Source organism: Acidimicrobiales bacterium (assembly GCA_034521975.1).
Lineage (GTDB): Bacteria > Actinomycetota > Acidimicrobiia > Acidimicrobiales > SKKL01 > SKKL01.
The window spans coordinates 28,100-51,868 of record JAXHLR010000009.1 but is presented as its reverse complement, the minus strand read 5'-3'; the positions used below and the strand labels follow the sequence as shown (position 1 = coordinate 51,868).

Annotated in this window: 26 protein-coding genes; 16 read left to right on the top strand and 10 right to left on the bottom strand. The window is 69.8% G+C overall.

Annotation, left to right across the window (positions count from 1 at the left end):
* Positions 1 to 39 precede the first annotated feature (39 nt).
* The 4 genes from tal to U5K29_14255 form a co-directional block, all read right to left on the bottom strand.
* Entirely contained in the window at positions 40 to 1,131 is a 1,092-nt protein-coding gene (gene tal, locus U5K29_14270) for a transaldolase (protein ID MDZ7679704.1), read from the bottom strand.
* Positions 1,132 to 1,162: 31 nt separating this feature from the next.
* Positions 1,163 to 3,151: a transketolase gene (gene tkt / locus U5K29_14265; GenBank protein ID MDZ7679703.1), complete on the bottom strand. Its 1,989-nt coding sequence runs from the start codon at positions 3,149 to 3,151 to the stop codon at positions 1,163 to 1,165.
* 87 nt (positions 3,152 to 3,238) lie between these two features.
* A complete protein-coding gene (locus U5K29_14260) occupies positions 3,239 to 4,384 on the bottom strand; it encodes an FIST N-terminal domain-containing protein (protein ID MDZ7679702.1) in 1,146 nt (381 codons plus the stop codon).
* A 1-nt stretch (position 4,385) separates the two neighbouring features.
* Complete coding sequence (locus U5K29_14255; protein MDZ7679701.1) at positions 4,386 to 4,772, bottom strand: hypothetical protein; 387 nt, start codon at positions 4,770 to 4,772, stop codon at positions 4,386 to 4,388.
* Between the two features lie 85 nt (positions 4,773 to 4,857).
* On the opposite strand from U5K29_14255, the gene U5K29_14250 reads away from it, so the two are divergent.
* From U5K29_14250 to dacB, 4 genes are read left to right on the top strand one after another with little or no spacing between them, the layout of a single operon-like run.
* Positions 4,858 to 5,532, top strand: coding sequence for a TetR/AcrR family transcriptional regulator (locus U5K29_14250; GenBank protein MDZ7679700.1), 675 nt, complete (start codon positions 4,858 to 4,860; stop codon positions 5,530 to 5,532).
* An 11-nt stretch (positions 5,533 to 5,543) separates the two neighbouring features.
* Positions 5,544 to 6,209 (top strand): acetate--CoA ligase family protein, encoded by a 666-nt coding sequence (locus U5K29_14245; protein ID MDZ7679699.1) that lies wholly within the window; start codon positions 5,544 to 5,546, stop codon positions 6,207 to 6,209.
* Positions 6,209 to 7,675 (top strand): CoA-binding protein, encoded by a 1,467-nt coding sequence (locus U5K29_14240; protein MDZ7679698.1) that lies wholly within the window; start codon positions 6,209 to 6,211, stop codon positions 7,673 to 7,675. Before U5K29_14245 ends, U5K29_14240 begins: the two co-directional genes overlap by 1 nt.
* Before the next feature lies 1 nt (position 7,676).
* Positions 7,677 to 9,095: a D-alanyl-D-alanine carboxypeptidase/D-alanyl-D-alanine-endopeptidase gene (dacB, locus tag U5K29_14235; GenBank protein ID MDZ7679697.1), complete on the top strand. Its 1,419-nt coding sequence runs from the start codon at positions 7,677 to 7,679 to the stop codon at positions 9,093 to 9,095.
* Between the two features lie 13 nt (positions 9,096 to 9,108).
* On the opposite strand, the gene U5K29_14230 is transcribed toward dacB, so the two are convergent.
* Positions 9,109 to 10,467: an MFS transporter gene (locus U5K29_14230; protein MDZ7679696.1), complete on the bottom strand. Its 1,359-nt coding sequence runs from the start codon at positions 10,465 to 10,467 to the stop codon at positions 9,109 to 9,111.
* Between the two features lie 142 nt (positions 10,468 to 10,609).
* On the opposite strand from U5K29_14230, the gene U5K29_14225 reads away from it, so the two are divergent.
* The 9 genes from U5K29_14225 to U5K29_14185 all read left to right on the top strand — a co-directional run bounded on the left by U5K29_14225 (position 10,610) and on the right by U5K29_14185 (position 17,231).
* A complete protein-coding gene (locus tag U5K29_14225; protein ID MDZ7679695.1) occupies positions 10,610 to 11,272 on the top strand; it encodes an LON peptidase substrate-binding domain-containing protein in 663 nt (220 codons plus the stop codon).
* Positions 11,273 to 11,335: 63 nt separating this feature from the next.
* Positions 11,336 to 11,653, top strand: a complete 318-nt coding sequence (locus tag U5K29_14220) for a hypothetical protein (GenBank protein MDZ7679694.1) — start codon at positions 11,336 to 11,338, stop codon at positions 11,651 to 11,653.
* Positions 11,650 to 11,853 carry a hypothetical protein gene (locus U5K29_14215; protein MDZ7679693.1) on the top strand — a complete coding sequence of 68 codons (204 nt, stop codon included), beginning with the start codon at positions 11,650 to 11,652 and terminating at the stop codon, positions 11,851 to 11,853. Before U5K29_14220 ends, U5K29_14215 begins: the two co-directional genes overlap by 4 nt.
* Positions 11,854 to 11,924: 71 nt before the next feature.
* Complete coding sequence (locus tag U5K29_14210; GenBank protein ID MDZ7679692.1) at positions 11,925 to 12,086, top strand: hypothetical protein; 162 nt, start codon at positions 11,925 to 11,927, stop codon at positions 12,084 to 12,086.
* A 75-nt stretch (positions 12,087 to 12,161) separates the two neighbouring features.
* Positions 12,162 to 12,398 (top strand): MoaD/ThiS family protein, encoded by a 237-nt coding sequence (locus tag U5K29_14205; protein ID MDZ7679691.1) that lies wholly within the window; start codon positions 12,162 to 12,164, stop codon positions 12,396 to 12,398.
* The gene (locus tag U5K29_14200; protein ID MDZ7679690.1) at positions 12,395 to 13,369 is read left to right on the top strand and encodes an ATP-binding protein; all 975 of its coding nucleotides are present in this window, start codon (positions 12,395 to 12,397) and stop codon (positions 13,367 to 13,369) included. The genes U5K29_14205 and U5K29_14200 overlap by 4 nt, the downstream gene beginning before the upstream one ends.
* Positions 13,366 to 14,139 carry a tRNA (adenine-N1)-methyltransferase gene (locus U5K29_14195; GenBank protein MDZ7679689.1) on the top strand — a complete coding sequence of 258 codons (774 nt, stop codon included), beginning with the start codon at positions 13,366 to 13,368 and terminating at the stop codon, positions 14,137 to 14,139. The genes U5K29_14200 and U5K29_14195 overlap by 4 nt, the downstream gene beginning before the upstream one ends.
* Positions 14,140 to 14,151: 12 nt before the next feature.
* Positions 14,152 to 15,318: a MarP family serine protease gene (locus U5K29_14190; GenBank protein MDZ7679688.1), complete on the top strand. Its 1,167-nt coding sequence runs from the start codon at positions 14,152 to 14,154 to the stop codon at positions 15,316 to 15,318.
* Positions 15,315 to 17,231 (top strand): hypothetical protein, encoded by a 1,917-nt coding sequence (locus U5K29_14185; protein MDZ7679687.1) that lies wholly within the window; start codon positions 15,315 to 15,317, stop codon positions 17,229 to 17,231. The genes U5K29_14190 and U5K29_14185 overlap by 4 nt, the downstream gene beginning before the upstream one ends.
* Before the next feature lie 11 nt (positions 17,232 to 17,242).
* On the opposite strand, the gene U5K29_14180 is transcribed toward U5K29_14185, so the two are convergent.
* From U5K29_14180 to U5K29_14165, 4 genes are all read right to left on the bottom strand, one after another.
* On the bottom strand, positions 17,243 to 17,479 hold the full coding sequence (locus U5K29_14180) for a ferredoxin (GenBank protein ID MDZ7679686.1): 237 nt from the start codon (positions 17,477 to 17,479) through the stop codon (positions 17,243 to 17,245).
* Positions 17,480 to 17,608: 129 nt separating this feature from the next.
* Positions 17,609 to 18,550: a carbohydrate ABC transporter permease gene (locus U5K29_14175; protein MDZ7679685.1), complete on the bottom strand. Its 942-nt coding sequence runs from the start codon at positions 18,548 to 18,550 to the stop codon at positions 17,609 to 17,611.
* The gene (locus tag U5K29_14170) at positions 18,547 to 19,509 is read right to left on the bottom strand and encodes a sugar ABC transporter permease (GenBank protein ID MDZ7679684.1); all 963 of its coding nucleotides are present in this window, start codon (positions 19,507 to 19,509) and stop codon (positions 18,547 to 18,549) included. Before U5K29_14170 ends, U5K29_14175 begins: the two co-directional genes overlap by 4 nt.
* A 36-nt stretch (positions 19,510 to 19,545) precedes the next feature.
* Positions 19,546 to 19,788: a ferredoxin gene (locus U5K29_14165; protein MDZ7679683.1), complete on the bottom strand. Its 243-nt coding sequence runs from the start codon at positions 19,786 to 19,788 to the stop codon at positions 19,546 to 19,548.
* Positions 19,789 to 19,963: 175 nt separating this feature from the next.
* On the opposite strand from U5K29_14165, the gene arc reads away from it, so the two are divergent.
* A complete protein-coding gene (arc, locus tag U5K29_14160) occupies positions 19,964 to 21,760 on the top strand; it encodes a proteasome ATPase (protein ID MDZ7679682.1) in 1,797 nt (598 codons plus the stop codon).
* A gap of 188 nt (positions 21,761 to 21,948) precedes the next feature.
* Entirely contained in the window at positions 21,949 to 22,767 is an 819-nt protein-coding gene (locus U5K29_14155; GenBank protein MDZ7679681.1) for a hypothetical protein, read from the top strand.
* Between the two features lie 4 nt (positions 22,768 to 22,771).
* Here the strand turns inward: U5K29_14155 and queC are convergent, their stop codons facing one another.
* A complete protein-coding gene (queC, locus tag U5K29_14150; protein MDZ7679680.1) occupies positions 22,772 to 23,389 on the bottom strand; it encodes a 7-cyano-7-deazaguanine synthase QueC in 618 nt (205 codons plus the stop codon).
* Positions 23,390 to 23,458: 69 nt separating this feature from the next.
* On the opposite strand from queC, the gene U5K29_14145 reads away from it, so the two are divergent.
* Positions 23,459 to 23,752 (top strand): hypothetical protein, encoded by a 294-nt coding sequence (locus U5K29_14145; protein ID MDZ7679679.1) that lies wholly within the window; start codon positions 23,459 to 23,461, stop codon positions 23,750 to 23,752.
* Positions 23,753 to 23,769 lie beyond the last annotated feature (17 nt).

The following is a 23,769-nucleotide window of genomic DNA, read 5'->3' as shown; positions in this document are numbered from 1 at the left end:
CATAGGACACGACGGAGATCTCGGATGACCGACACCCGATCAGCTGCGGCTGACCGCAGCTGCCGATGCATCGAGGGTGGCGACCAGGTCGTCGAAGCTGGCGGCGAAGGCGTCGACGCCCTGGTCCTCGAGCACCCGGGCGACATCACCGAGGTCGACGCCCACCGCGGACAGGCGGGCGAGGGCCTCCGAGCCGTCGTCCTGGTCGATCGTTTGGTCGAGCGTTCCGTGGTCGTCGAACGCGGCCAGCGTCGACTCGGGCATGGTGTTGACGGTGTCGGGCCCGATGAGCTGGTCGACATAGAGGGTGTCGGGATACGCGGGGTTCTTCGTGGAGGTCGACGCCCACAGCGGCCGCTGACGGCGAGCCCCACGCCGGCCGAGCGCGTCCCACCGCGGCCCCTGGAACCGGTCCTGGAACCGCGAGTAGGCGGCTCGTGCCTGGGCGATCGCCGCGGTGCCCCTCAGCTCGAGCGCCTCGACGGTGCCGATCTCGTCGAGGCGACGATCGACCTCGGTGTCCACGCGGCTGATGAAGAACGAGGCCACGCTCGACACCGTCGAGAGATCGCCTTCGCGCTGTTCGAGACCGGCCAGGTACGCGTCGATCACCTGTCCGTAGCGTTCGAGGCCGAAGATCAAGGTCACGTTCACGCTGGCGCCCTCGGCGATCATCGTGGTGATGGCCGGCAACCCCTCGGATGTGGCGGGGATCTTGATGTAGAGGTTCGTCGCCGGGATCCGCTGGCGCAGCGCCCGCGCGGCCTCGATGGTGCCGTCGGTGTCGCGGGCCAGGCTCGGGGCCACCTCGACCGAGACGAAGCCGTCCTCGCCGCCGCTGGCGGTGTGGACCGGCTCGAGGAGATCCAACGCCGAGGTGATGTCGTCGATCACCAGCTCCCAATAGGCGTCGAGGGTGGTGTGTCCGGCTGCGACCAGCCGGTGGAGGTCGGCCTCGTAGGCGTCGGTGGCGGTCATGGCCTTCTGGAAGATGGTGGGGTTCGAGGTGATGCCTCGAACCCCGCGCTGGACCCAGCCGGCCAGCTCGCCGCTGGCCAGCCAGTCGCGGCGCAGGTTGTCCAACCACGGGCTCTGGCCGTGTCGGTCGTGCAGGTCGGCGAGTCGGCCCATGCGGCTTGCTCCTCTGGTGTCGGATTCGGGGTCAGACCGGTGTGATGGCCGGGTCGCTGCGTTGAACGAGCGCGCGAGCCCGGGCGGTGACGTGGTCGGGGTTGATTCCGAGGCGTTCGAGAACGACCTTGCCCGGGGCGCTGGCACCGAAGCGGTCGATGCCCACCGCGTCGTCGACCCACTCGTGCCAGCCGAAGGTGGCGCCGGCCTCGACCGAGAGGCGGGGCACCCCGTTGAGCAGCACCGATGAGCGATAGGCGCCGTCGCTGCCTCGGAACAGCTCCCACGACGGCATCGACACCACGCGTGCGGCCACCCCCTCGGCGGCCAGGGTGGTGGCCGCCTCGACGCACACCGACACCTCGCTACCGGTGCCGATCAGCACGATGTCGGGTTCGGCATCGGGTTCGTGGACCACGTAGGCACCGTGGGCGACCTGGTCGCGGTCGGTGCCCGACAGGGTGGGTACGCCCTGTCGGGACAGCACGAGCCCGACCGGTCCGTCGGCGTCGAGCACCATCTGCCAGGCACCGGCGGTCTCCTCGGCATCGGCGGGGCGCAGCACGGTCAGGCCGGGCACGGCTCGCAACGACGCGAGCTGCTCGACGGGTTGATGGGTCGGACCGTCCTCGCCGACCCCGACCGAGTCGTGGGTCCAGACGAACACCGAGCGGGCGCCGCTGAGCGCGGCGAGGCGCACTGCTGGGCGCATGTAGTCGCTGAAGACGAAGAACGTGCCCCCGACCGGCAGCACACCCTTGTGGAGCGCCATCCCGTTCAACGCTGCGGCGAGCGCGTGCTCGCGGACGCCGTAGTAGATCTGTCGTCCGCCAGGATCGGACCGGCTCTGCACGCCGTCGCGGCCAAAGGTGGTGCCGGTGTTGGAGGTGAGGTCCGCGCCGCCCACCATCAGACCCGGGACGGCATCGGCCAAGGCATCGATGCAGCGTCCGCTCGCCACCCGTGTCGCCATGGACGCGCCCACCTCGAACTCGGGGAATGCGGCGGTCCCCGCCAGTGGGGTCGAGTCCTGGCACGCGGCCCAGCGAGCCCCGGCGTCGGGGTCGAGCGCCTCGAGCCGACTCGACCAGGACTGGTGCGCCTCGGCACCACGAGCCCCGGCGCTGCGGTACAGCTCCAGCACGTCGGCGGGAACGTGGAAGGTGGTGTCGGTAGGCAGCCCGAGCCGCTCCTTGGTGGCAGCGATCTCGTCGTCTTTGAGGACGTAGCCGTGGGCTTCGTGATGGTCGGTGTAGGTGGGGGAGGGGTAGCCGACCCGGGTTCGGAGCACGACCAGGGTCGGGGCGCCCTCGTGGGCGGTCGCCGAGTCGAGTCCGGCTTCGATGGCGTCGAGGTCGTCGCCGGGTTCGCCGAGGTCGACGACGTTCCACCCGTAGCCCCGGAAGCGCAGGACCACGTCGTCGGAGAGCGCCAGATCGGTGCTGCCGTCGATCGTGATCCGATTGTCGTCGTAGATCCAGCACAGCCGCTCGAGGCCGAGGTGCCCCGCCAACGAGGCTGCCTCGTGGCTGAGCCCCTCCATGAGGTCACCGTCGCTGCAGATGGCGAAGGTGCGGTGGTCGCACACCTCGGGACCGAACCGGGCCCGAAGGAAGCGTTCGGCGATGGCCATTCCCACGCTGTTGCCGATGCCCTGGCCCAGCGGACCCGTCGTGACCTCGACCCCGGGCGTGTCGTGGCCGGCCTCGGGATGACCGGGGGTGATGCTCTCCCACTGTCGGAACGCCTTGAGATCGTCGACGGTGAGGCCCTGGCCGGTGAGGTGCAGCATCGAGTAGAGCAGGATCGAGGCGTGACCAGCCGACAGGATGACCCGGTCGCGGTCGGGCCATGCCGGGTCGGAGGCGTCGTAGCGGAGCACCCTGGTCCAGAGGACGTGGGCCAGGGGAGCCAAGGCCATGGCGGTTCCCTGGTGGCCGGAGCTGGCAGCGTGCGGTGCGTCCATGGCCAGCCCGCGGACGACGTTGATCGCCCGCTGCTCGAGATCTGGGTCGGTCACTGGTCCTCCTGTTGTGCGACCTGGCCAACCCTACTTCGGCCGCAGCACCCCGCTCGGCCCGGACCGGCCGTGCCCCGGTGATGGGGATCAGGTGGGGCGGGGGCCGAACACCAGGACCGAGGTGGCGAAGCCGTGAAGGAAGTTCTGCCCGCCGACGGGACCGAGCTCGTTGGCCGAGAAGAAGCCCGCCGTGGCACGGGTTCCGAGCGCTGCTGCCACCACGTCGGCGTCGTGATCGGGATAGCCGAACAGATCGTGACCCCGTCCGCTGCAGGTGAACACCAGGGCGCCGTCTCCTTCCATCGAACTCAACGACGCTCGGAGGTCGAGGTCGGCGGTGGCGGCGTCGCGGAGGTGGAACTGCACCGTGTGGCCGACGGGGACCATCTCGGCCACACCGACCGCTCCCGCGGACGTGTCGGCGCCGATCACGTTGCGAATCACGAAGTCGCCGGTGCCGAAGGTGGCCTGGCCCTCGTTCATGACCAGTCCGAGGTGCAGGCCGGCGGAGGCACGGGCCCGATCGTCGGGATCGAGCTCCTCGACGACCTCGCGGAGGCGCTCCAGCGCTGGTCGTCCCCCGAGCTCGAAGATGACGTTGCGCTCCGACCGGGTCACCACGAGGGGTGCACCGATGGGACGGCAGCCCTGTGACACCACGGCGGCGACGTCGGCATCCTTGGGGAGCAGGAGACCGACCGCGCCGTCGGTGTGGATCTGGTCTCCGAGGAGCAGACGTGAGCCGCCCGGCCCTTGGGCACCCGCGGCCATCCCGCCGACGACGGTGAGCTGGGGGCAGGTGGATCGGAGCTCTTCGAGGAAGCCTTCGGCCGGGAAGCTGAAGGGGTCGCCGAAGAGGACGAGCATGCGATCGCCGTCTGCCGCTCGGCGGGGCAAGCCCTGGATGGTCCAGCCCTCGTCGGTGCGCCGGGTCTCGATCCGCACCGGAGCGATGCCGCGAGACCGTGCGGCCCACACGGCGATGCCAGGGCGATCCTCGACCTCTCGGTGGCCGCCGATGATGGCCGTGGAGGCTGCCCCCACCAGGAGGGTGGGTGACAAGATGGCCCGCACGGCCGCGGCGATGTCCTCGAGCGCCCCCGCATGTCCGGAGGTGACGAACACCGCGGCCACGTCGGGGGCTCCGCCGAGTTGCTCGAGGACCTCACCGGTGGCGTCGCCGACGGCGTGCGTCGGGAGGGGGTGCTCTGAGAGTGCGGCGGCTACCTCCACGTCACGACGCCGGGGGCAGCAGCGTGTAGGGCACGACGGTGGTGGGTCCCTGGTCGATGCGGCAGTGGGCCTCGACCGTGCCGTAGTCGTCGAAGTCGACCTCGCCTCGAACCAGGCGGTAGTTGAACTTGCCCGGCTCGACCTGGAGTGGTTGGACGTTGCGGGCGATTTCGTCGTCGCCGCGGCGATACACCACCTCGAGGGCACCGGTGCCGGCCTCGTCGGCGGGGCAGTGGACGAGCACGCACAGATGCGGTGCCCACGTGAGCGGTGCCGGTTCGGGAGCAGCGGCGGAGAACTGGATGCCGGTGAGGTCGATCCGCGTCGACGGGCCCGGAACCTGGCGGAGCTCGATGTCGTCGATGAACAGGGCCGCGAGGATCTGCATGGCCGCGACGGTATCGGTCCGGCACGGGGTCGGTCACCGCCGGAGCTGAGGGCGGGTGACCCGGGGACTCGATACCCTCCATGAGGTGACCGACGGTGGAGCCGCCAACGATGTGCTGAACGAGGGGGTGCTCACCACTCGCGCGCAGATCCTGATCGAGGCCCGGCGTTGCTTCGCCGAGCACGGCTTCGACGGCACCTCCCTCAACGACATCGCAGCCGGCGTCGGGATCCGTCGACCGAGCCTGTTGCACCACTTCCCCTCCAAGGACGCCATCTACCGCGAGGTGTTCGAGCTCGCCCTCGCCGAGTGGAACGCACGGATCGACCTCGCCACCAGCAGCGACACCCACCGCGAGGGCTGGATCCTCGTCGACCACGTGCTGACCGCGGGGTTCCGCTTCTTCATGGAGAACCCCGACTTCGTCCGCTTGGTCCGCCGTGAGTCGATCGAGGGCGGGACCCGGCTCGGGATCGACCTGGGTGAGGCGCTGCGGCCGCTGTTCCTGCGGGCTTGCACCTTCTTCGAGCGCGAGATGCAGGCAGGTCGGTTCCGCCGACAGGACCCCGCCCAGCTGCTGTTGACCGGGTACGGGGCGCTGCTCAGCTACTTCAGCGATCTCCCCTTCATGGAAGGGCTGCTCGGCACCGACCCGCTCACCGACGAGCTGCTCGAGGCCCGGCTCGAGCACGTTCGGGCGTTCTTCCAGGCCGCGCTCGAACCGACCACCGACTCCGTGGCACCTGCACGCGCTGAGTAGGCTCGGCCACCGTGCCTGCCGAAACCCAGACCACTGTGACACTGTCCGAGATCGAATCCAAGCGCCTGCTGGCCTCCTACGGGGTGCCCATCGCCGAGGAGCGCCTGGCCGCCGACCCCGACGCCGCGGTCGAGGCGGCCGAGGCCATCGGCTATCCCGTCGTGGTCAAGCTCAACGGCGACCGCATCGCCCACAAGACCGAGCGTGGGCTTGTCCGCCTCGACCTGGGTGACGACGCCGCGGTGCGACGAGCCGGTGCCGAGCTGCTCGGGCTGGCAACGCCCGACGACGGCGAGGTCGAGCTGCTCGTGGCGCCCCTTGTTCGCGGGAGCCGTGAGCTCATCGCCGGTCTGTCCGACGATCCGCAGTTCGGCATGACCGTCATGCTCGGCGTCGGCGGCATCCTCGCCGAGGCCATCGCCGATGTCGTGCTGCGCTTGGTGCCGATCGATCGCATCGACGCCGACGAGATGATCGACGAGCTCGCCACCCAGGCCCTGCTCGGCGAGTTCCGCGGCGAACCCCCGGTCGACCGCGACGCCCTCGCTGCGGTGCTGCTGGGGTTGTCGGCGGCCGCCGACGCCGACCAACGGATCGTGTCGGCCGACCTCAACCCCCTGATCGTGTCGGCCGGGCGGCCCGTTGCGGTCGACGCACTCGTGGAGGTGCGTTCCTGATGCCCACCAACGACCAGTTCCGGGCACTGTTCGAACCGCGTGGCGTGGTGATCGCCGGCGCCTCGACCCACCCGGGCAAGTTCGGGTTCGTGAGCCTCCACAACCTGCTGGCCGCCGGCTACCAGGGCAAGGTCTTCGCCACCAACCTCGCCGGCGAGGAGGTGCTGGGCATCCAGACGGTCCCGACGGTGCTCGACGTGCCCGAGGGCGAGGCCGACCTGGTGTTCGTGTGCACCCCGGCCAGCGCCAACCTCCAGTTGCTGCGCGACTGCGCGTCGCGGGGCATCACCGCCGCGTTCGTGACCTCGGCCGGCTACGGCGAAGCCGGCGACGAGGGAGCGGCGGCCGAGCGCGAGCTCGTGGAGCTGGCCGAGGAGCTCGGCATGGTGATCGCGGGGCCCAACGGACAAGGCGTGGTGTCCACTCCGGTCCAGCTGTGCGCCCAGATCGTTGCCCCCAACCCGCCCTCGGGACACATCGGGGTGGCGAGTCAGTCCGGCAACTTCGTGTCGTCGTTCATGAACCTCGGAGTCCAGACCGGCATCGGGTTCAGCCGGGGCGTCAGCGCCGGCAACGCCGCCATGACCACCGTCGCCGATTACCTCGACTACTACGGCCAGGACGACGCGACCGCGGTCGCACTGGCCTACATCGAGGGGCTCACCGACGGCCGGACGTTCCTCGAGCGCCTGCGCGGCGTCACCGAGCAGAAGCCGGTCGTGCTCGTCAAGGGCGGGGCCACCGCCAAGGGGCAGCGGGCCGCGGCCAGCCACACCGGCTCGTTGGCCACCGACGACCGCGTCTTCGACGGTGCGTGCCGCCAGGCCGGGATCACCCGGGCCCAGACCATCGATGAAGCCTTCGACGCCGCGGCCAGCTTCGCCACCCAACCATTGCCCCGCGGGAACCGCGTGGTCGTGCTCACCACGGCCGGCGGGTGGGGTGTTGTCACCGCCGATGCCATCGCCCGCACCAGCCTCGAGCTGATCGCGCTGCCCGACGACCTGCTCGCCGAGATCGACACCAAGCTCCCGCCCAGGTGGAGCCGAAACAACCCCGTCGATCTGGCAGGCGGCGAGACCCGCGACACCATCCCCGAGGTGATGGAGATGGTCGCCGGCCATCCCGAGGTCGATGCCATCATCTACCTGGGACTCGGCATCCAGTCGAACCAGGCGAAGCTCATGCGCAACGGCCCCTTCTATCCGGGGCACGGCCTGGAGCGCATCGTCGACTACCACGAGCGCCAGGACGCCCGCTTCGCCGAGGCCGCCGCCGACGTCTCGGCACGAACCGGCAAGCCCATCCTGACCGCGACCGAGCTCGCGGTCGCCGATCCTGACAACGCTGGACCGGCAGCGGTCCGCGCCTCGGGTCGCATGTGCTACCCGTCGTCGAACCGGGCGGTGCAGGCGCTCGACCACATGTGGCGCTACTCGCGTTACCGCTCACGTAGATCAGGCTGACGTGCGGGTCGCGGTCGTGCTGGTGCTGGTCGCCGCGCTCGCTGCCGGCGGCGGGTGGGGAGCGTGGCAGAGCGAGCGCGCGCCCGAACCCGAGGCCCGGGTCGAGGCCCTCGCCACCACCCCGGTGCTCTCGATACGACGCACTCCCGAGGTGCTGCTGCGACCGCGCCGCGACGCCGCCGTGACCACCGCACTGGCCGGGTTCCCCGAACGCATCCCCGGCGACTCCTGCCTCACGGTCAGTGAGGAGGGACGCGTCCTGTTCGAGCACCAACCGGCCGCCCCGCTGATCCCGGCCTCGACCCAGAAGCTCATGGTGGGTGCCACCCTGTTCGACCTGGTCGACCCCGATGCCACCTTCGAGACCGGGCTCTGGTCGACCGAGACGCCCGTCGATGGCGCCGTCGGCAGCCTGTGGCTGGTTGGCGGCGGCGATCCGCTGCTGGCCACCGAGCCCTACATGGCTCGCAACGGCGACGAGCCCCGGGTGTACACACGTTTCGAGGATCTGGCCGACGCGGTCGTCGACGCCGGCATCGAACGGGTCGAGGGGGCGATCGTCGGCGACGGCACCCGCTATGACCAGCTACGCGACGTACCTTCATGGCTCGACCGCTATCGCCAGCAGGTGTCAGCGGGTCCGCTGTCGGGTCTGACGGTCAACCAGGGACTGGTCACCTTCACCCCTGAGCGGGTGGCGGTGAACCCCGGCGTTCCCGCGGAGGACCCACCGGCCCACGCGGCCGCGGTCCTCACCGATCTGCTCGAAGCCCGCGGTGTCGCGGTCGACGGTCAGGCGAGCTCCGGTGAGGTGCCACCGGAGGCGGTCCAGATCACCGCGATCTCCTCGCCACCGGTGCGCACGGTCGTGGCCCACATGATGCAGTGGAGCGAGAACACCACCGCCGAGCTGTTGTTGAAGGAGATCGGCGTGCGCGGCAGTGGCGAGGGCAGCACCGCCGTGGGCGGGTCGGTCGTCGTGGCGACCTTGGCCGAGATGGGTGTGCGTACCGACGGTGTGGTCATCTCCGACGGGTCGGGTCTCGATCTCGGAAACCGGGCGACGTGCCAGGCCCTGCTCGATGTGCTCGACGTGGCGGGCAGTGACTCCGCGCTCGCGTCGACACTCGCCGTGGTGGGTGAGTCGGGGACGTTGCGGAACCGGCTGGTCGACACGCCCGCAGCCGGCCGTGTCGAGGCCAAGACCGGCTCGCTGCGTCACGTCACCGCGCTGGCCGGGTTCGCCCGTGCCGCCGACGAGCGGGTGTTCACCTTCTCGATCATCTCGAACCTCGACGAGGGTGAGTTCATGCCCCCCGAGGGAAGTCAGGTGCAGGACGACCTGATGCTCACACTGACCGGGATCGAAGAGATCGACGTACCCGCCGAGTTGGAGCCTGCCGGCACGCGACCACGCTGAGTCGCAGCGTCCTTCAGTCGACGAAGACCGGCGTGGGGTGACGGCGCTCGATCGCGGGCCGCAGCACGAAGTACGCGACCATCGCCGCCGCGGTGAACGACCCCATCACGGCGAGCAGGTTCTGCAGGCCGATGGCGTCGGCGATGATGCCCAGCGGTAGCGCCATCAGTCCGAACCCGGAGAAGCTGAGCATCATCAGCGACTGCATGCGCCCGTGGTACTGGGACTCGCTGCCCATCAGCACCAGCGAGTTGTTGACCGCTTGGAACCCGGCATTGGCGGCACCGACGAACAACAGCACGGCGAGGGCGGTCCAGATGTTGGGCGTGAAGCGCAACATGACCAGCCCGATGCCGAGGACCAGCCCGGCGGAGGCCTGAAGCTTCCAGATGTTCGGGCTGCCACTGCGACCGGCGATGAGCAGACTGGCCGACACCGCGCCGACCGCGGTCACCGCCGACATGAGGCCGTAGCCTTCCGAGCCCATGTTGAACACGTCCTCGGCGAGGGTCGGCAGGAAGGCGATGTAGGGGAAGGCGGTCATGATCACGATCATCGAGACCACGAGCAGCAGCATCAGGTGGGGGTTGCGGCGCACGTACCGCAGGCCGTCGGCGAACTCGCTCACCGCGCTGGCCGGCACCCGGTCCCCTCTCGGTTCGCCCCGTGGCAGGCGCATGGTGAGCATCGAGGCGACGATGGTGAAGCCCGAGGTCATGAAGTAGACGCCGGCGGCGCCGAACCACTGCCAGGCGATCAGCACTCCGGCCAGCGAGGGCCCGAACACCCGCGTCCCCTGCATGCTCATCTGCTGCAGGACGATGGCGTTGACGAGGAGGCGGCGGCCCACGACATGGCTGGTGAAGGCCATCCGGGCCGGGCCCATGAACGCGAACGCCACGCCTTGGGCCACCGACGAGAGGATCAGCAGCGGCACGCTCAACACGTCGAAGACGATCGCGAGGGCGATCATCAGACCCGAGGCGATGAGGATCCACTGCGACATCAAGATGAGGTTGCGCTTGTTGAACCGGTCGGCGGCGACGCCACCCCAGGGGGTGAGCAACAACATGGGGAGGCCGAAGCCGAACATGACCGCCCCGAGGATGGAGTTCGACCCGGTGAGCTCGTAGGCGAGCCAGCTCCGGGCGATCATCTGCATCTGCACCGAGAGCATGGCCAGGACCGACCCTGCCCACAGGAATCGGTACACGGGGATCGTGAGCGCGGCGAAGGTGGTGCCTCGCCAGGTCGACCGGGCGTCCCCGGTCTCCTGGCCCTGGGCCGAGGCGGCAGCGTCGAGCGCGATCCCCGTCGGCTCGGGCGCTCCGGCGCCTGGTTGAGCCCGCCCCCGTTCCTCGATCTGGCTCACGGCGTCCTTCCTCGATCGATCCCGGCGCGTGCGAGCGACAACGTTTCGAGAGGCTAACTAGATGGACATCGCCTCACCAACCCGTGCGACCGGTGTCACCTGGTCCGGGGGATGGGCCCGAGCGACCCGTAGGCTCGGGTGGGTGGATGCATCCGCCCCGTATGAGCTGGCCATGTTCCCCCTCGGCCAGGTTTTGGTCCCCACAGCAGTAGTGCCACTGCACGTCTTCGAGCCACGCTACCGGGCGCTGGCCGACCATCTCGTCGACCAATCCGACGACCATCCCCATGCTCGAGAGTTCGGCGTGGTGCTGATCACCCGGGGCAGCGAGGTGGGTGGGGGCGACACCAGGGGCGACCTGGGCACCGTCGCCCGGGTCAGGCAGGCCCAACGACTCGACGACGGTCGGTGGGGGCTGCTGGCGGTCGGACACCGACGCTGCCGGGTCATCGAGTGGCTCGCGGACGATCCCTGGCCGCGGGCGGTGGTCACCGACCTCGCCGAGGCGGCCGATGGCGATCCCACCACGGCGCTGCCGTCGGTGGTCGCCGAGCTGAGGAGGACGCTCGCGGCGGCGACCGAGTTGGGCGATCCGGGCCCCGACGCCACCGTCGAGCTGTCCGACGACCCCGTCGTCGCGAGCTACCAGGTGAGCGCGCTCGCCCCGATCGGGCCCCTCGACCGTCAACGCCTGCTCGCGGCCTCCGGCCCGGGCGAGCGGCTCGACCTCGCCGGCCGGCTCCTCGGCGAGCAACGGGAGCTGCTCGAGCTCAGGTTGGGGGCCGAGCCGGAGGCCGGCCCATGAGGCCCGGTTGCCACCACCGTTCGGTGCCGCTAGGAAGAAGGAACCCCGTGACCGAGGAGTGCCGTGCCCGCATCTGAACCCAAGGCCACCACCGACACCGTCGGCGAGCTCAAGACCATGCTGGTCGACTACGCCAAACAGGAGACCGTGACCCCGCTCAAGGGCATCGGTCGCTACCTGGCATGGGGCATGGCCGGATCGCTGCTGGTCACCCTCGGCGTGATCATGCTCGCCCTCGCAGGGCTGCGGGCGCTGCAGACCGAGACCGGCACGAACTTCACCGGCAACCTCTCCTGGCTGCCGTATCTGATCGTGCTGGGCGGGCTCCTCGTGGTCGTGCTCATCGCGGTCAAGGCCATCCAGGGAAGGAAGTCCGCATGAGCGCCGCCATCAACCGAGACGACATCGAGGCCAAGTTCCGCGAGCTGCAGAGCGAGGTCGACGACACCGTCGAGTCGTCGATGGGTGCGATCTTCGTCGCCGGGGTTGCAGGCGCCGTCGGCCTGCTGATCGTCGCCTTCCTGCTCGGTCGCCGCAAGGGCAAGAAGCAGTCGACGGTCGTCGAGATCCGCAGGGTCTGATGCTCCACGGCGTCCAACGACGGGCCTTGGCCAGGGCGTTCCACGGACAGGGGAGTCGAACCTGGCTCATCGTGGGAACCGCGGCCTGGTTGCTCCGGACGGCGAACCGGCTGCGGTCCAAGCAGCCACAGACCGTCTACCTCGAGGCCCTCGCCCCCGGCGAGCGGCTGGTGATCGATCACCTGCCTCCTCCGCCGACCAGCCGCCGGGCCCGTCGCCAGGCCCGGAGCTGAGCCCCGGCCCGCCTCCCCGAGACCGTCACTGCCTCCCATGTCGGCGCGGGCCGGTGGAGTTGCCATGATGGAGGCGTGAAGGTGCTGTTGCGGAACCCAACCCGTGCGATCGAGGTGAGCGGCACGATGTCGGTCAACACGTTGCTCGCCCGCCTCGAGCTGAACCGCGAGTCGTTCCTGGTGATCAGGGGCGACGAGCTCATCGCGGGCGACGCTCAGCTGCACGACTCCGACGAGGTCGAGATCCGCCCGGTGATCTCCGGCGGATCCGGGCCGGTCGATCGACGCGGCGACGAGGACGGATCGCCGTGAAGTGCCGGGTCTGTCGCGAGCCGGCGGTCATCGACATCCGCCGCCACAACGCGAACTTCTGCACCGAGCACTTCCTGCGCCTGTGCCGCGACCAGGTCGCCAAGGCGATCAAGCAGCACTCGATGCTCGAGCCCGGTGATCGGGTCCTGGTGGCGGTATCGGGTGGCAAGGACTCGCTCGCGCTGTGGGACCTCCTGCTCGAGCTCGGCTACCAGGCCGACGGGCTCTACCTCGGACTGGGCATCGACGACTACAGCGAGGAGTCGGCACACCACGCCCGCCGCTTCGCCGCCGGTCGGGACGCGAACCTGGTCGAGATCGACCTCCGGTCCGAGTACGGATATGACATCCCCAGCGGGTCCAGGGCCGCCCGGCGTGCACCGTGCTCGGCCTGCGGCCTGTCGAAGCGCCACCTGTTCGACCGGGCAGCGCTCGAGGGTGGGTACGACGCAGTGGCCACCGGACACAACCTCGACGACGAGGCGGCGGTGCTGTTCGGCAACGTCTTGCACTGGCACACCGAGTACCTTGCCCGGCAGCTCCCGGTCCTTCCCGCGCGCGAGGGCTTCCCCCGCAAGGTCAAGCCCCTGGTCCGACTGGGCGAGCGTGAGATGGCGGCCTACTGCCTGGTACGGGGCATCGACTACCAGGTCGACGAGTGCCCCATGGCTGCCGGCAACCGCCACCTCGCCTACAAGGAAGCGCTCAACGCCATCGAGGCCCGGTCGCCCGGCGCCAAGCACGAGTTCTACTTCGGGTACCTCGCCCGCGCCTCGGAGCGGTTTCGTGACGGCATGGCCGAGGAGCAGGCCGCGCTCGGAAGCTGCGAGCGTTGCGGTGCTCCCACGCCGGGCGAGGTGTGCGCGTTCTGCCGCCTCCTCGACCAGGCGGGCGGGAGCCAGCCGGTCGAGCTGACCCCACGGCGTGCCCGCCCCGACGACCGCGATCCGACCCGGGCAGGTGGTTCGTGAGCCGACCCCTGGCCGCGGGCGAGCGGGTCCTGCTCCTCGACAACAAGCAGCGGCGCTACCTGGTCACCCTCCAGGCGGGTGGCGAGTTCCACACCCACAGCGGGTTCGTCGCCCACGATCAGCTCATCGGCTCCGAGGAGGGCACCACGGTGAGTTCCACTCGGGGTGCGCGCTATCGGGTGGTGCGCCCCACGCTGGCGGACTTCGTGCTGAAGATGCCCCGCGGCGCCCAGGTGATCTACCCCAAGGACCTCGGCCCGATCCTGATGCTCGCCGACATCTTTCCTGGCGCGCGGGTGCTGGAATCCGGTGTCGGATCGGGCGCGCTGTCGATGACCCTGCTGCGGGCAGGGGCGGTGGTCACCGGCTATGAGTTGCGGGCCGACTTCGTTGCCCGCGCCCGCAAGAACGTCGAGTCGTTCCTCGGCACCGAGGCCACCGATCGGTACCTGGTCGAAGAGCGCGACTGCTACGACGGCATCGACGGAGTGGGCTACGACCGGGTCGTGCTCGATCTTCCCGAGCCGTGGCGGGTCGTTCCCCACGCCGAAGCCGCGCTTCGCCCTGGTGGGATCCTCGTGGCCTACACCCCCAGCATCACCCAGGCCAGCTCCCTGCGCGCCCGGTTGGCCGAGGGCCCGTTCGGCTTCGCCGACACCGTCGAGATCCTCCAGCGCGGCTGGCACATCGACGGCCAGGCCGTGCGGCCCGACCATCGCATGGTGGGCCACACGGGGTTCCTCACCCACGCACGCCTCATGGGCGCCTGACCAGGAGCGATCGTGCCCAACGTGCTCGATTTGGTGATCGTGGCGGGCTTGGTCATCGCCTTCGCCGGTGGCTGGCAGCTCGGCTTCGTCACCAGGGCCACCTCGTGGCTCGGGTTGGCCGCTGGTCTGCTCCTCGGGGCCAGGCTCCTGCCGTGGTTGGTCGACCGGCTCGAGGGCGCACCGACGAGCCGGGTGTTCATCACCCTGGGCCTGGTCATGCTGGCGCTCGGATCGGCAGGCTTGGTCATCGGTCTGCTGATCGGCAACCGGCTGCGGTTCGTGGTCTCCGGAGCCCGGGTCCACCCCGCGGACCGGATCGCCGGCGGGGCCGTGAGCTGTTTCGGGGTCGTGCTCGTGGTGTGGCTGCTCGTGCCGGTGATGGCCGATGTCCGTCAATGGCCCGCCCAGCAGGCCCGCGGGTCGAGGGTCGCCCAGCTGGTCGACGCTGTCATGCCCGAAGCGCCCGACAGCATCCAGGCCCTCGGCCAGATCGTGGGCGACACCCAGTTCCCTCGCGTGCTCGATGCGCTCCAGCCCACGCCCCACGTCGTGGCCCCACCGAGCGAGTCCGGCCTCGGCCCCGATGTCGCAGCGGGGGTGGCGCGCTCGGTCGTGCGGGTCGAGGGACTCGCCTGCCGACGGATCCAGGTGGGCACCGGGTTCGTGGTGGACGACGGCCTCGTCCTCACCAACGCCCACGTGGTGGCCGGCGAGCCCAGCACCCTCGTCCGTCGCGACGACGGGGTCGAGCTCGAGGCCCAGGTGGTGCTGTTCGACCCCGGGCGCGACCTGGCGGTGCTCTCGGTCTCCGGTCTCGACCGGCCACCGATCGCGCTCCGTTCGGGCGAGGTCGGTGTCAGAGGAGGGGCGTTCGGGTTCCCCGCTGGAGGCGAGCTGCGGATCGCGCCCTTCGAGATCGCCCGCCACCTCACCGCAACCGGCCGCGACATCTACAACGACGACCGAGTCCGGCGCGAGGTGTATGCCATTGCTTCGATGCTCGAAGGTGGCGATTCGGGCGCACCGATCGTCGCCGCCGATGGTGCCGCGGTCGGCATGGCCTTTGCCATCGCCCCCGACCGTGACACCGTCGCCTACGCCCTGACCGCCGACGAGATCCTCGCCGCGCTCCAAGGCGACCTCTCCGAGCCAGTCGACACCGACCGGTGCCTGTCGTGACGCCTCCGCAGTCGGTGTCGCCGGGGACGCGAGCCCGGATCGAGGCCCTCGTGCTCGGCATCGTCGCCTCCGGACCGATCCTCGGCAGCGCCGCTCGGGCGGCGCCGACCTGGCGGCCGGTGGGGGACACCGCGGCGATCGTCCTGCGGGCCACCGACGTGTTCAGCCGCCACAGCCCCCTGGTCGGCATGCCCACCACGCTGAGCGACAGTGTCGGACAGGCTGTGCACCATCCCGGTCCGCTCGAGTTCTGGGTCATCGCCGCGGGCCAGATGGTGTGGGACCACCGCATCGCCCCCATGCTGGCGGTGGCCGCGGTGAACGCGCTGGCTGTTGTGGCGGTGGTGGTGATGGCCGGATGGCTTGCGGGTCGCAACGGTCGTCTCGTCGCCGCCCTCGTGATGGTGCTCTGCACCTGGTCGCTGCGGGGAGAGATCCTCATCGATCCCTACAACCCCTACGCGGCGTGGTTGCCATTGGGGGCCTTCGGCGTCGCTGTGGTCGTCGCGGCGAGCGGCCGCCTGTGGGCGCTGCCGATCGCGGTCCTCGCCGGCAGCTACGCGGCCCAGGCTCACGTCAGCCTCGTCGTACCGGTGGCGGCCACGACGATGGTGGTGCTCGGCTTCGCAGGCATCACGGCCCTGCGCACCGGGACGGGATCGTCAGAGGTGGTCGCCCGGGCTCGTTCCGGCGTTCGGGCCCAATGGCGGCCCCTGGTGGCGGCTGGCATCGCCATGGCTCTGGTGTGGAGCCCGGTCGCGCTCGACATGGTCACCGGCCGCAAGAACCTGTGGACCCTGGTCGGAGCGGCGGGCTCGGATGATCCGGTCGTCGGGTTGAGCCGGGCGTGGGATCTCGTCTCCCACGCCCTGGTGTTCCCGCCGTGGCTCACCGCCGAGCGGTCGACCTTCGAGCTCGTCGGTCCCGCCGGCGGTGCCCGCCAGTTGGCCGCGCTCGCGCTGCTAGCGATCGCCATCATCTTCGCGGGCACCCAGTTGCGACACCGGCCGACCCTCTCGCTGCTGGTCGCGGTCGGCCTCGCCGGCCTGGGTGGTGGCATGGTGGCAGCCAGCCGCATCCCGGACCAGGTGCTGTCGATCTACGCGCTCCACAACTTCTTGTGGCTGTGGCCGTTCACCGCGATGTTGTGGGTCGGGATGGTCGCATGTGGACTTGCCAGCCTCGTCGACCGGACTGCCCCACACCGAGACGACCAGACCCCGCCTGCGCCCGTGGCAGCCCGCGGAGCCGTGATCGGGTTCCAGCTGGCCCTGGCCCTGGGCATCGTCGCCGTGGCCGTGATCGGCTCGGATGGATCCGCCGCGAGGACGGGGCTGCTGGCACCGCGACATGGGCCGGCGACCGGTGCGGTGGCCGATCAGGTGGCCGCCGACCTCCCACCGGGTTCCACGGTGGTCGTCGACGTGCGGGCCGATCTCGAGCAATCGGCGGTTTCCATGGGGCTGGTCCACGAACTGGAACGCCGCGGCTTGGAAGCACTGGTGCCACCGATGTGGGAGGGCTCCTTCGGGTCGCACCGAGCCCACGACACCGAGGCGGTCGACACGCTCCTGGTGCCCCTGCTCGGGTCGGAGCCGGTCGCCGCCCCATTTCCGGACTGGGATCTGATCGCGGCCCACGACCCCGATCAGGCCGCGCTCGACGAGCTCGCCGCTGCCAACGACGCCATCATGGCGCGGATCGACGCGGCAGATGGGTTGGTGGTCGTCGACCGACCGCGCATCTCCCCCGAGTCGGCCAGACCGATGGTGCGGCGCGGAGAGCTGTTGGGCTTGGTCAGACTCGACCTGGTGATCTCACCGGAGATCCCGCCGGCAACCTTCGCCCGCTACGCGCGCGCCCAGGAAGGACCGGTGCTCTATGTGCGGGTGTTCGAGGCCAGCGGTGCCTGAGCGGCGGGTTGCTAGTCGACCTCGATGAAGATGCACTCGCCGGGACATTCCTCGGCCGACTCGATGACGGCGTCTTCCTGGCCGCCGGGGACGCTGGCCAGGCCCTCGGCTCCACCGGGGTCCGACATGACCTTGTCGCCCTCCTTGACATAGGCCAGGCCGTCGTCGAGCAGGGTGAACACATCGGGGGCGATCTCTTCGCACAAGCCGTCGCCGGTGCACAGATCCTGGTCGATCCAGACCTTCATACCCATGAGCGCGAACCTCTCGTATCCAGGTGGTGGGGGGGTGGCCGCAGTTCGGCCGCTGGCACCAGTCTAGGCACACGGGCGAATAAACACGGAAGTTCGCGAGGAAACCGGCGACGGTGCCATCGTTCACTGGTCGAAGGTCGCGGCGTGTGCCCCCTGGACCACCAAGCGCTGGAGCACGACGAAGACCACCAGGGGAACCGCGGCGGTGACGACCGTGCCGGCACTCAGCAGGTGCAGCTCTTGGCCCCGACTCTCGACCAGGGCGGCGAGCCCCAGGGTGATGGGTGAGGTGCCGGGCTCGATGCGTCCCAGCAGGGCACTGGCGACAAGGAAGTCGTTCCACACCCAGAGGAACTGCAGCGCGGCGACCGCCGCGAGGGCCGGCACCGAGAGCGGGACCACCACCCTGGCGAACACGTCGAGGTGGCTGGCGCCGTCGGTGCGGGCGGCGTCGACGAGGTGGGAGGGGATCGCCGCCATCGCGCCGCGCAGCACCAGCACCGCGATCGGAAGCGCAAAGGCGGTGTGAGCCATCCACAGCCCCAGCCACGAGCCGGCGAGACCGAGGTCGGGGACGATGGGAATCCCGAACACCCGGACCCCGTCCGAGTAGGCCGACACCAGCGGGACCAGCGTCATCTGCAGCGGTACGAGCGCGAGCGCGACCACGGCGAGGAACAGCCAGTCGCGTCCCGCGAAGCGGGCCCAGGCGAACGCGTAGGCGGCGACCGCAGCCAGCCCGAGAGGCGCCAGCGTGGCGGGAACGGCGACCGCCACCGAGGCCAGAAAGCCCTGGAACAGATCGCCGCCGGCCGACCCCGCGCCCAAGACCTGCCGGTAGTTGTCGACGGTGAGCTGGGGATCGCCCACCACGCTCCACCAACCGCTGGTGGTGGCCGTGTCTGCGGGTTGGAAGGAGGTGATCAACACCCCAGCGGCAGGCAGGGACCACACGACGACCACCACCGCGACCACAAGACGTCCCGGCAACGACCCGATGGCCCGCGCCGCCTGTGCGGTCCCCGCGATGGGGCGGGCGCGACCTGCTGCTCGCGACCTGCTCACCGCAGCGCCTCTGCCCGGCGGACCCGGCGGACCAGGACCGTGGCCGCGGGGACGATCAGCACCAGCATCGCCACCGCCAGGGCGGCCCCCCGGCCGGGCTGGTCTTCGACGAGAGCGGTCTGGAACATCGCGGTGCCGGCGACCGTGCTCCCGTGATCGCCACCGGTGGTGATCCAGACGAGGTCGAACACCCGGATCGACATGATGGCGGTGACGGCGGCTGCGACCACGACCGCTCCCTTGATCGAGGGGAGGGTCACACGTGCAAAGACCTGGGTCTGATCGGCACCGTCGACCCGGGCCGCGTCGCGAACCTCCTCGGGGACGCGAGCGATGGCGGCCGACAGGACGAGCACGCACACACCCGCGGTCGCCCAGACGAGGCCGCCCGCGATCAGCACGGTGTTCACGGGCGGTTGCACCAGCCAGGCGACGGGATCCAATCCCAGGGTGGTCACCATCTGGTTCAACAGTCCCACCTGGTCGGTCCCGGCCGGACGGAACGCCAGCAGGATGCGCCAGGTGACCGCCACCGCGGCGAAGGAGACCATCGCTGGGGCCAGCACGACGGTGACGAGCAGGCGGCCGGACCGAAGGCGCTCGGCGAGCATCGCGAGGCCGAGGGCGACCGACACCGAGATGGTGGGGACCAGCACCGCCCACGCCACCGTGTTGCGCAGCGCCGTCCTGGCCCCGCTGCTGCTGAGCAGCCACCCGAGGTGGTCGGCCCCCGCGAACCGTCCATCGTGGACCAAGCTCAGCCAGACCGTCTGGAAGGCGGGTACGACGACCCACACGCCGAGCACGGCGAGGACCGGCGCGACCATGAGCCATGGCAACCAGCGGTCGCGCTGGTCATGATCGAGCCGCGAGCTGATCGCTCGGGCGACAGCGGTCGCCGCAGCCCCGATGACGAGGATGGCGGCGACGGCCACGAGGGTGGTCACTGGCGCGGGCACGGCCCGACGCTAGCGCCCGCCATGGGCGTCGATGGGCTAGTCGACCTCGATGAAGATGCACTCGCCGGGGCATTCCTCGGCCGACTCGATGACGGCGTCTTCCTGGCCGCCGGGGACGTTGGCCAGGCCCTCGGCTCCGCCGGGGTCCGACATGACCTTGTCGCCCTCCTTGACATAGGCCAAGCCGTCGTCGAGCAGGGTGAACACATCGGGGGCGATCTCTTCGCACAAGCCGTCGCCGGTGCACAGATCCTGGTCGATCCAGACCTTCATAGCCATGAGTGCGAACCTCTCCTGATGGGGGGGGTGAGGGTGGGCGATGCCCGCTCCACCTGGTTGTCATCGTAGCGGCGCCGGCCGAATAAACACGGGAGATGGCATGGAAATTCGCCGTCCGCCGAGCGCCCACGCCGGGGACACCACCTTTGGCCATGGGCCGTGTATGGTCCGAGAGGTGGAAGGTGACGCTGACGCCATGAGGTCCGAGGGGTCCGAACCGCAGCCCGGATCGGGCGAACCCTCCGAACACGAGTTGGCCGAGCTGCGCAGCCAGCTGGCGACCTACGCGGAGGAGGTCGAGACGCTCCGGCGCCGCCTCCAGGACGCGCCCAAGCGCGTCCGCACGCTCGAGGAGCGCCTCCTCGAGACCAAGGGGCAGCTCGCCCAGGCCATCTCCCAGAACGAGAAGCTCACCTACACCCTCCGCGAGGCGCGGGAGCACATCGCCGCGCTCCGCGAGGAGGTCGAGAAGCTCACCCAACCGCCCTCCGCCTACGCCACCTACCTCGGCGGCAACGACGACGGCACCGTCGACGTGTTCTCCGGCGGCCGCAAGATGCGAGTCGAGCTGCATCCCGAGCTGCGCGACGCGGGGCTCGTCAGGGGCCAGGAGGTCGTGCTCAACGAGTCGCTCAACGTGGTGCTGGCCCGCCAAGCCGAGCTCACCGGCGAGGTCGTCACCCTCAAAGAGCTCATGCCCGACGGCATGCGAGCCCTGATCGTCGGACGGGCCGACGAGGAACGGGTCGCCGAGTTCGTCGACGACGTCGACACCTCGCATCTGCGGTCCGGCGATGTGCTGCTCCTCGACACCCGTTCCGGCCTGTTGCTCGAGCGCCTCCCTCGACCCGAGGTCGAGGAGCTGGTGCTCGAGGAGGTGCCCGACATCTCCTACTCCGACGTCGGTGGGCTCGACGACCAGATCGAGGCGATCGTCGACGCGGTCGAGCTCCCGTTCCTGCACCAGCGCCTGTTCTCCGAGTACCGGCTGCCGGCACCCAAGGGCATCCTGCTGTACGGCCCACCGGGTTGCGGCAAGACCCTCATCGCCAAGGCGGTGGCCAACAGCCTCGCCACCAAGGTGGCCGAGGTGAGCGGCGACCGCGAGGCCCGCAGCTACTTCCTCAACATCAAGGGCCCCGAGCTGTTGAACAAGTACGTGGGAGAGACCGAGCGTCAGATCCGCCTGGTCTTTCAGCGGGCCCGCGAGAAGTCCGAGGAGGGCTGGCCGGTCATCGTCTTCTTCGACGAGATGGAGTCGTTGTTCCGCACCCGCGGCACCGGCATCAGCTCCGACATGGAGTCCACCATCGTGCCCCAGCTCCTCGCCGAGATCGACGGGGTCGAGACGCTCAAGAACGTCATCGTCATCGGGGCGTCGAACCGCGAGGATCTCATCGACCCTGCGATCCTGCGCCCGGGCCGTCTCGACGTGAAGATCAAGATCGAGCGGCCCAACGAAGCGGCCGCAGCCTCGATCTTCGGCCGGTACCTCACCGCTGACCTCCCGCTCGACCCGGCCGAGGTCCGGTCCCTCGGCGGCGGCGATGCCGACAAGGCCGTCCGAGCCATGATCGAGCACACCGTCGAAGCCATGTACCGCGACGACGAGGCGAACCAGTTCCTCGAGGTCACCTACCAGAATGGTGACAAAGAGGTCATGTACTTCAAGGACTTCTCGTCGGGCGCCATGATCGAAAACATCGTCCGGCGGGCCAAGAAGCTCGCCATCAAGCGGGTCATCGCCGGGGGAGAGGCAGGCATCCGCACCGACGACCTGCTGGCGTCGATCCGCCAGGAGTACAAGGAGCACGAAGACCTGCCCAACACCACCAACCCCGACGATTGGGCCAAGATCTCGGGCAAGAAGGGCGAGCGCATCGTCTATGTGCGCACCCTCATCTCCTCCGAGAGAGAAGAGCAAGCTGGGGGTCGCGCGATCGAACGGGTGGCCACCGGCCAGTACCTGTAGCTGCGGCCCGCGGTTCAGCCCGCGGTGAGCGTGGTCGGATCAGGTCGGTGCACGTCGATGGCGGTCAGGCGGCGCACCTCGTCCACTTTCACGTTGGCGCACTCGCCGTGGCTGACCACATCCTCGGGGCTCTGTGCCTGGTAGACGCAGCTCGCGCCGAGCGAGCAGCATTCGAATAGGGTCTCGGCGTGGTCCGACTACCCGAGATTCTCCTCATCGCCGGGTTCCCGCGCAGCGGCACGACCTGGACCGCCCAAGCGGTGTCGGCCGCGCTCGATGCCCCGCTGGTGTTCGAGCCGTACAACTGGAGCATGAACCCCGCCGGCAGTCCATATCAGATGCGATACCTCCCCGCCGGGTCCGACGACTGGCGCCACGGCAAGGTGCTGCGTGACGCCCTCCGGGCTCTCGATGTCGATGACGCAAAGCGGGTGGTGGTGAAGGACGTCCACGCGCTGTTGGCACTCGGCTTCCTCGGCGATCGCTTTCCCGTCCGCTCGACGGTGACGCTCGTGCGCCACCCCTGTCCGGTGGCGGCGAGCTGGAGCGGGCTCGGCTGGGGAGCGGGCGACGCGATCGGACGGCTGCTGAGCCAGCCCGCACTCGTCGAGGGTCATCTGGCTGCCCACCTCGAACGCCTCGAGGCGTCCCGAGCCGATCCGTGGCGGGCGCTCGGTGCCTATTGGGGCGCCACATACCTGGTGCTCACCGAGCTCGACGCTCAGGACCGGATCGTCCGTCACGAGGATCTCTGCGCCGATCCGGTCTCCGAGTTGGCTCGTGTCGCCGCCGGGCTCGACGGCTCGTTCGACCAGGAGCGGCTCGTCGCCTACCTCGCCGAGCACGACCGTGACGGGGGCGAGTCGCCGACGCCGTTCTACACCTACCGGCCGACCGCCACGGTGAGCGAGCGGTGGCGGACCACCTTGGATCCGGTCGTCGCCCGGACGGTCTGGGAGGCGTGCGAACCCTTCGGCGTGGCCGATCGGTGGTACGAGGCGCCCTGAGCGGTCAGTCCGACACGAGAGGATCAGCCACCCCGGCGACGGCGAACGCCTCTGCCCGATGCCGGCAGGCGCCGCACGTGCGGCACGGCCGAGGGCCAGTCTGGTAGCAGCTCCAGGTCAGGTGCAGGGGCGTGCCGTAGGCGACGCCGGCCCGGATGACCTCGGGCTTGCTGAGGGGCATCAGTGGAGTGCGGATCGACACCGGGCGACCGTCCACCCCGGTCTGGAGCGCGAGGTCGACTGTGGCCTGGAGCGACTCGACGAACTCGGCCCGCGAGTCAGGGTAGGTGCGGTCGGTGGCTCCGGCCCCGAAGTACACCTGATCGAACCCGAGCGCCTCGGCCTGCGCGACCGCGAGCGAGAGGAACACCAGGTTGCGGCCCGGCACATAGCTGGTGGCGCCGGTGGCGCCGGAGTCGCCGGTGAGGGTCGATCCGCTCCAGGGCAGGTCGAGGGTGAGGACCCTCAGCTCGACATCATGGTGTTCCGCTATCGTCCGGGCAGCTTCCACTTCCACGCGGTTTCGCTGCCCGTAGTCGAAGGCGGTTGTAACCACCCGGTCGTGGCGGCGTCTAGCCACCGACAGGCAGACCGCGGAGTCGATCCCTCCCGACAAGAGCACGACAGCGGACACCGGTCGGACAGTATCAGGGCGGCCTTCGGGCCCGACGTCGACGAAAGTGGGACACACATGTCGGATTCCATCAGCCGAGAGGACATCGAGGAGCTGAGCGAGCGCCTGGAAGCGTTTGCCGCCGGTCTCAACGACCGTCAGCGAGACATCCTGGCCACTGCGCTCGGGGCGAGCGTGGACGAGCCCGACGACGAGGTGAGCGGCTACTCGTTCTCCAGCCCGACCTCGCTCACCCTGAGCCGCACCGTGTACCAGCAGCCGGTGCTGGAAGGGATCTCCATCAAGGTGTTCCCCGACATCCGCCACGGGGGTTCGGGCTTCGTGGGCTGGAAGCCGGTCGACCACGACTGACACCCCGATGGTCGCTC

Coding starts and splice junctions, on each gene's coding strand:
- tal (MDZ7679704.1), bottom strand. CDS start 1,131: ATGGGCCGACTCGCCGACCTGCACGACCGACACGGCCAGAGCCCGTGG.
- U5K29_14255 (MDZ7679701.1), bottom strand. CDS start 4,772: ATGCAGATCCTCGCGGCCCTGTTCATCGACGACATCGAGCTCCGCCAG.
- U5K29_14240 (MDZ7679698.1), top strand. CDS start 6,209: ATGCCCACCAACGACCAGTTCCGGGCACTGTTCGAACCGCGTGGCGTG.
- U5K29_14215 (MDZ7679693.1), top strand. CDS start 11,650: ATGAGCGCCGCCATCAACCGAGACGACATCGAGGCCAAGTTCCGCGAG.
- U5K29_14180 (MDZ7679686.1), bottom strand. CDS start 17,479: ATGAAGGTCTGGATCGACCAGGATCTGTGCACCGGCGACGGCTTGTGC.
- U5K29_14165 (MDZ7679683.1), bottom strand. CDS start 19,788: ATGGCTATGAAGGTCTGGATCGACCAGGATCTGTGCACCGGCGACGGC.
- U5K29_14145 (MDZ7679679.1), top strand. CDS start 23,459: ATGTCGGATTCCATCAGCCGAGAGGACATCGAGGAGCTGAGCGAGCGC.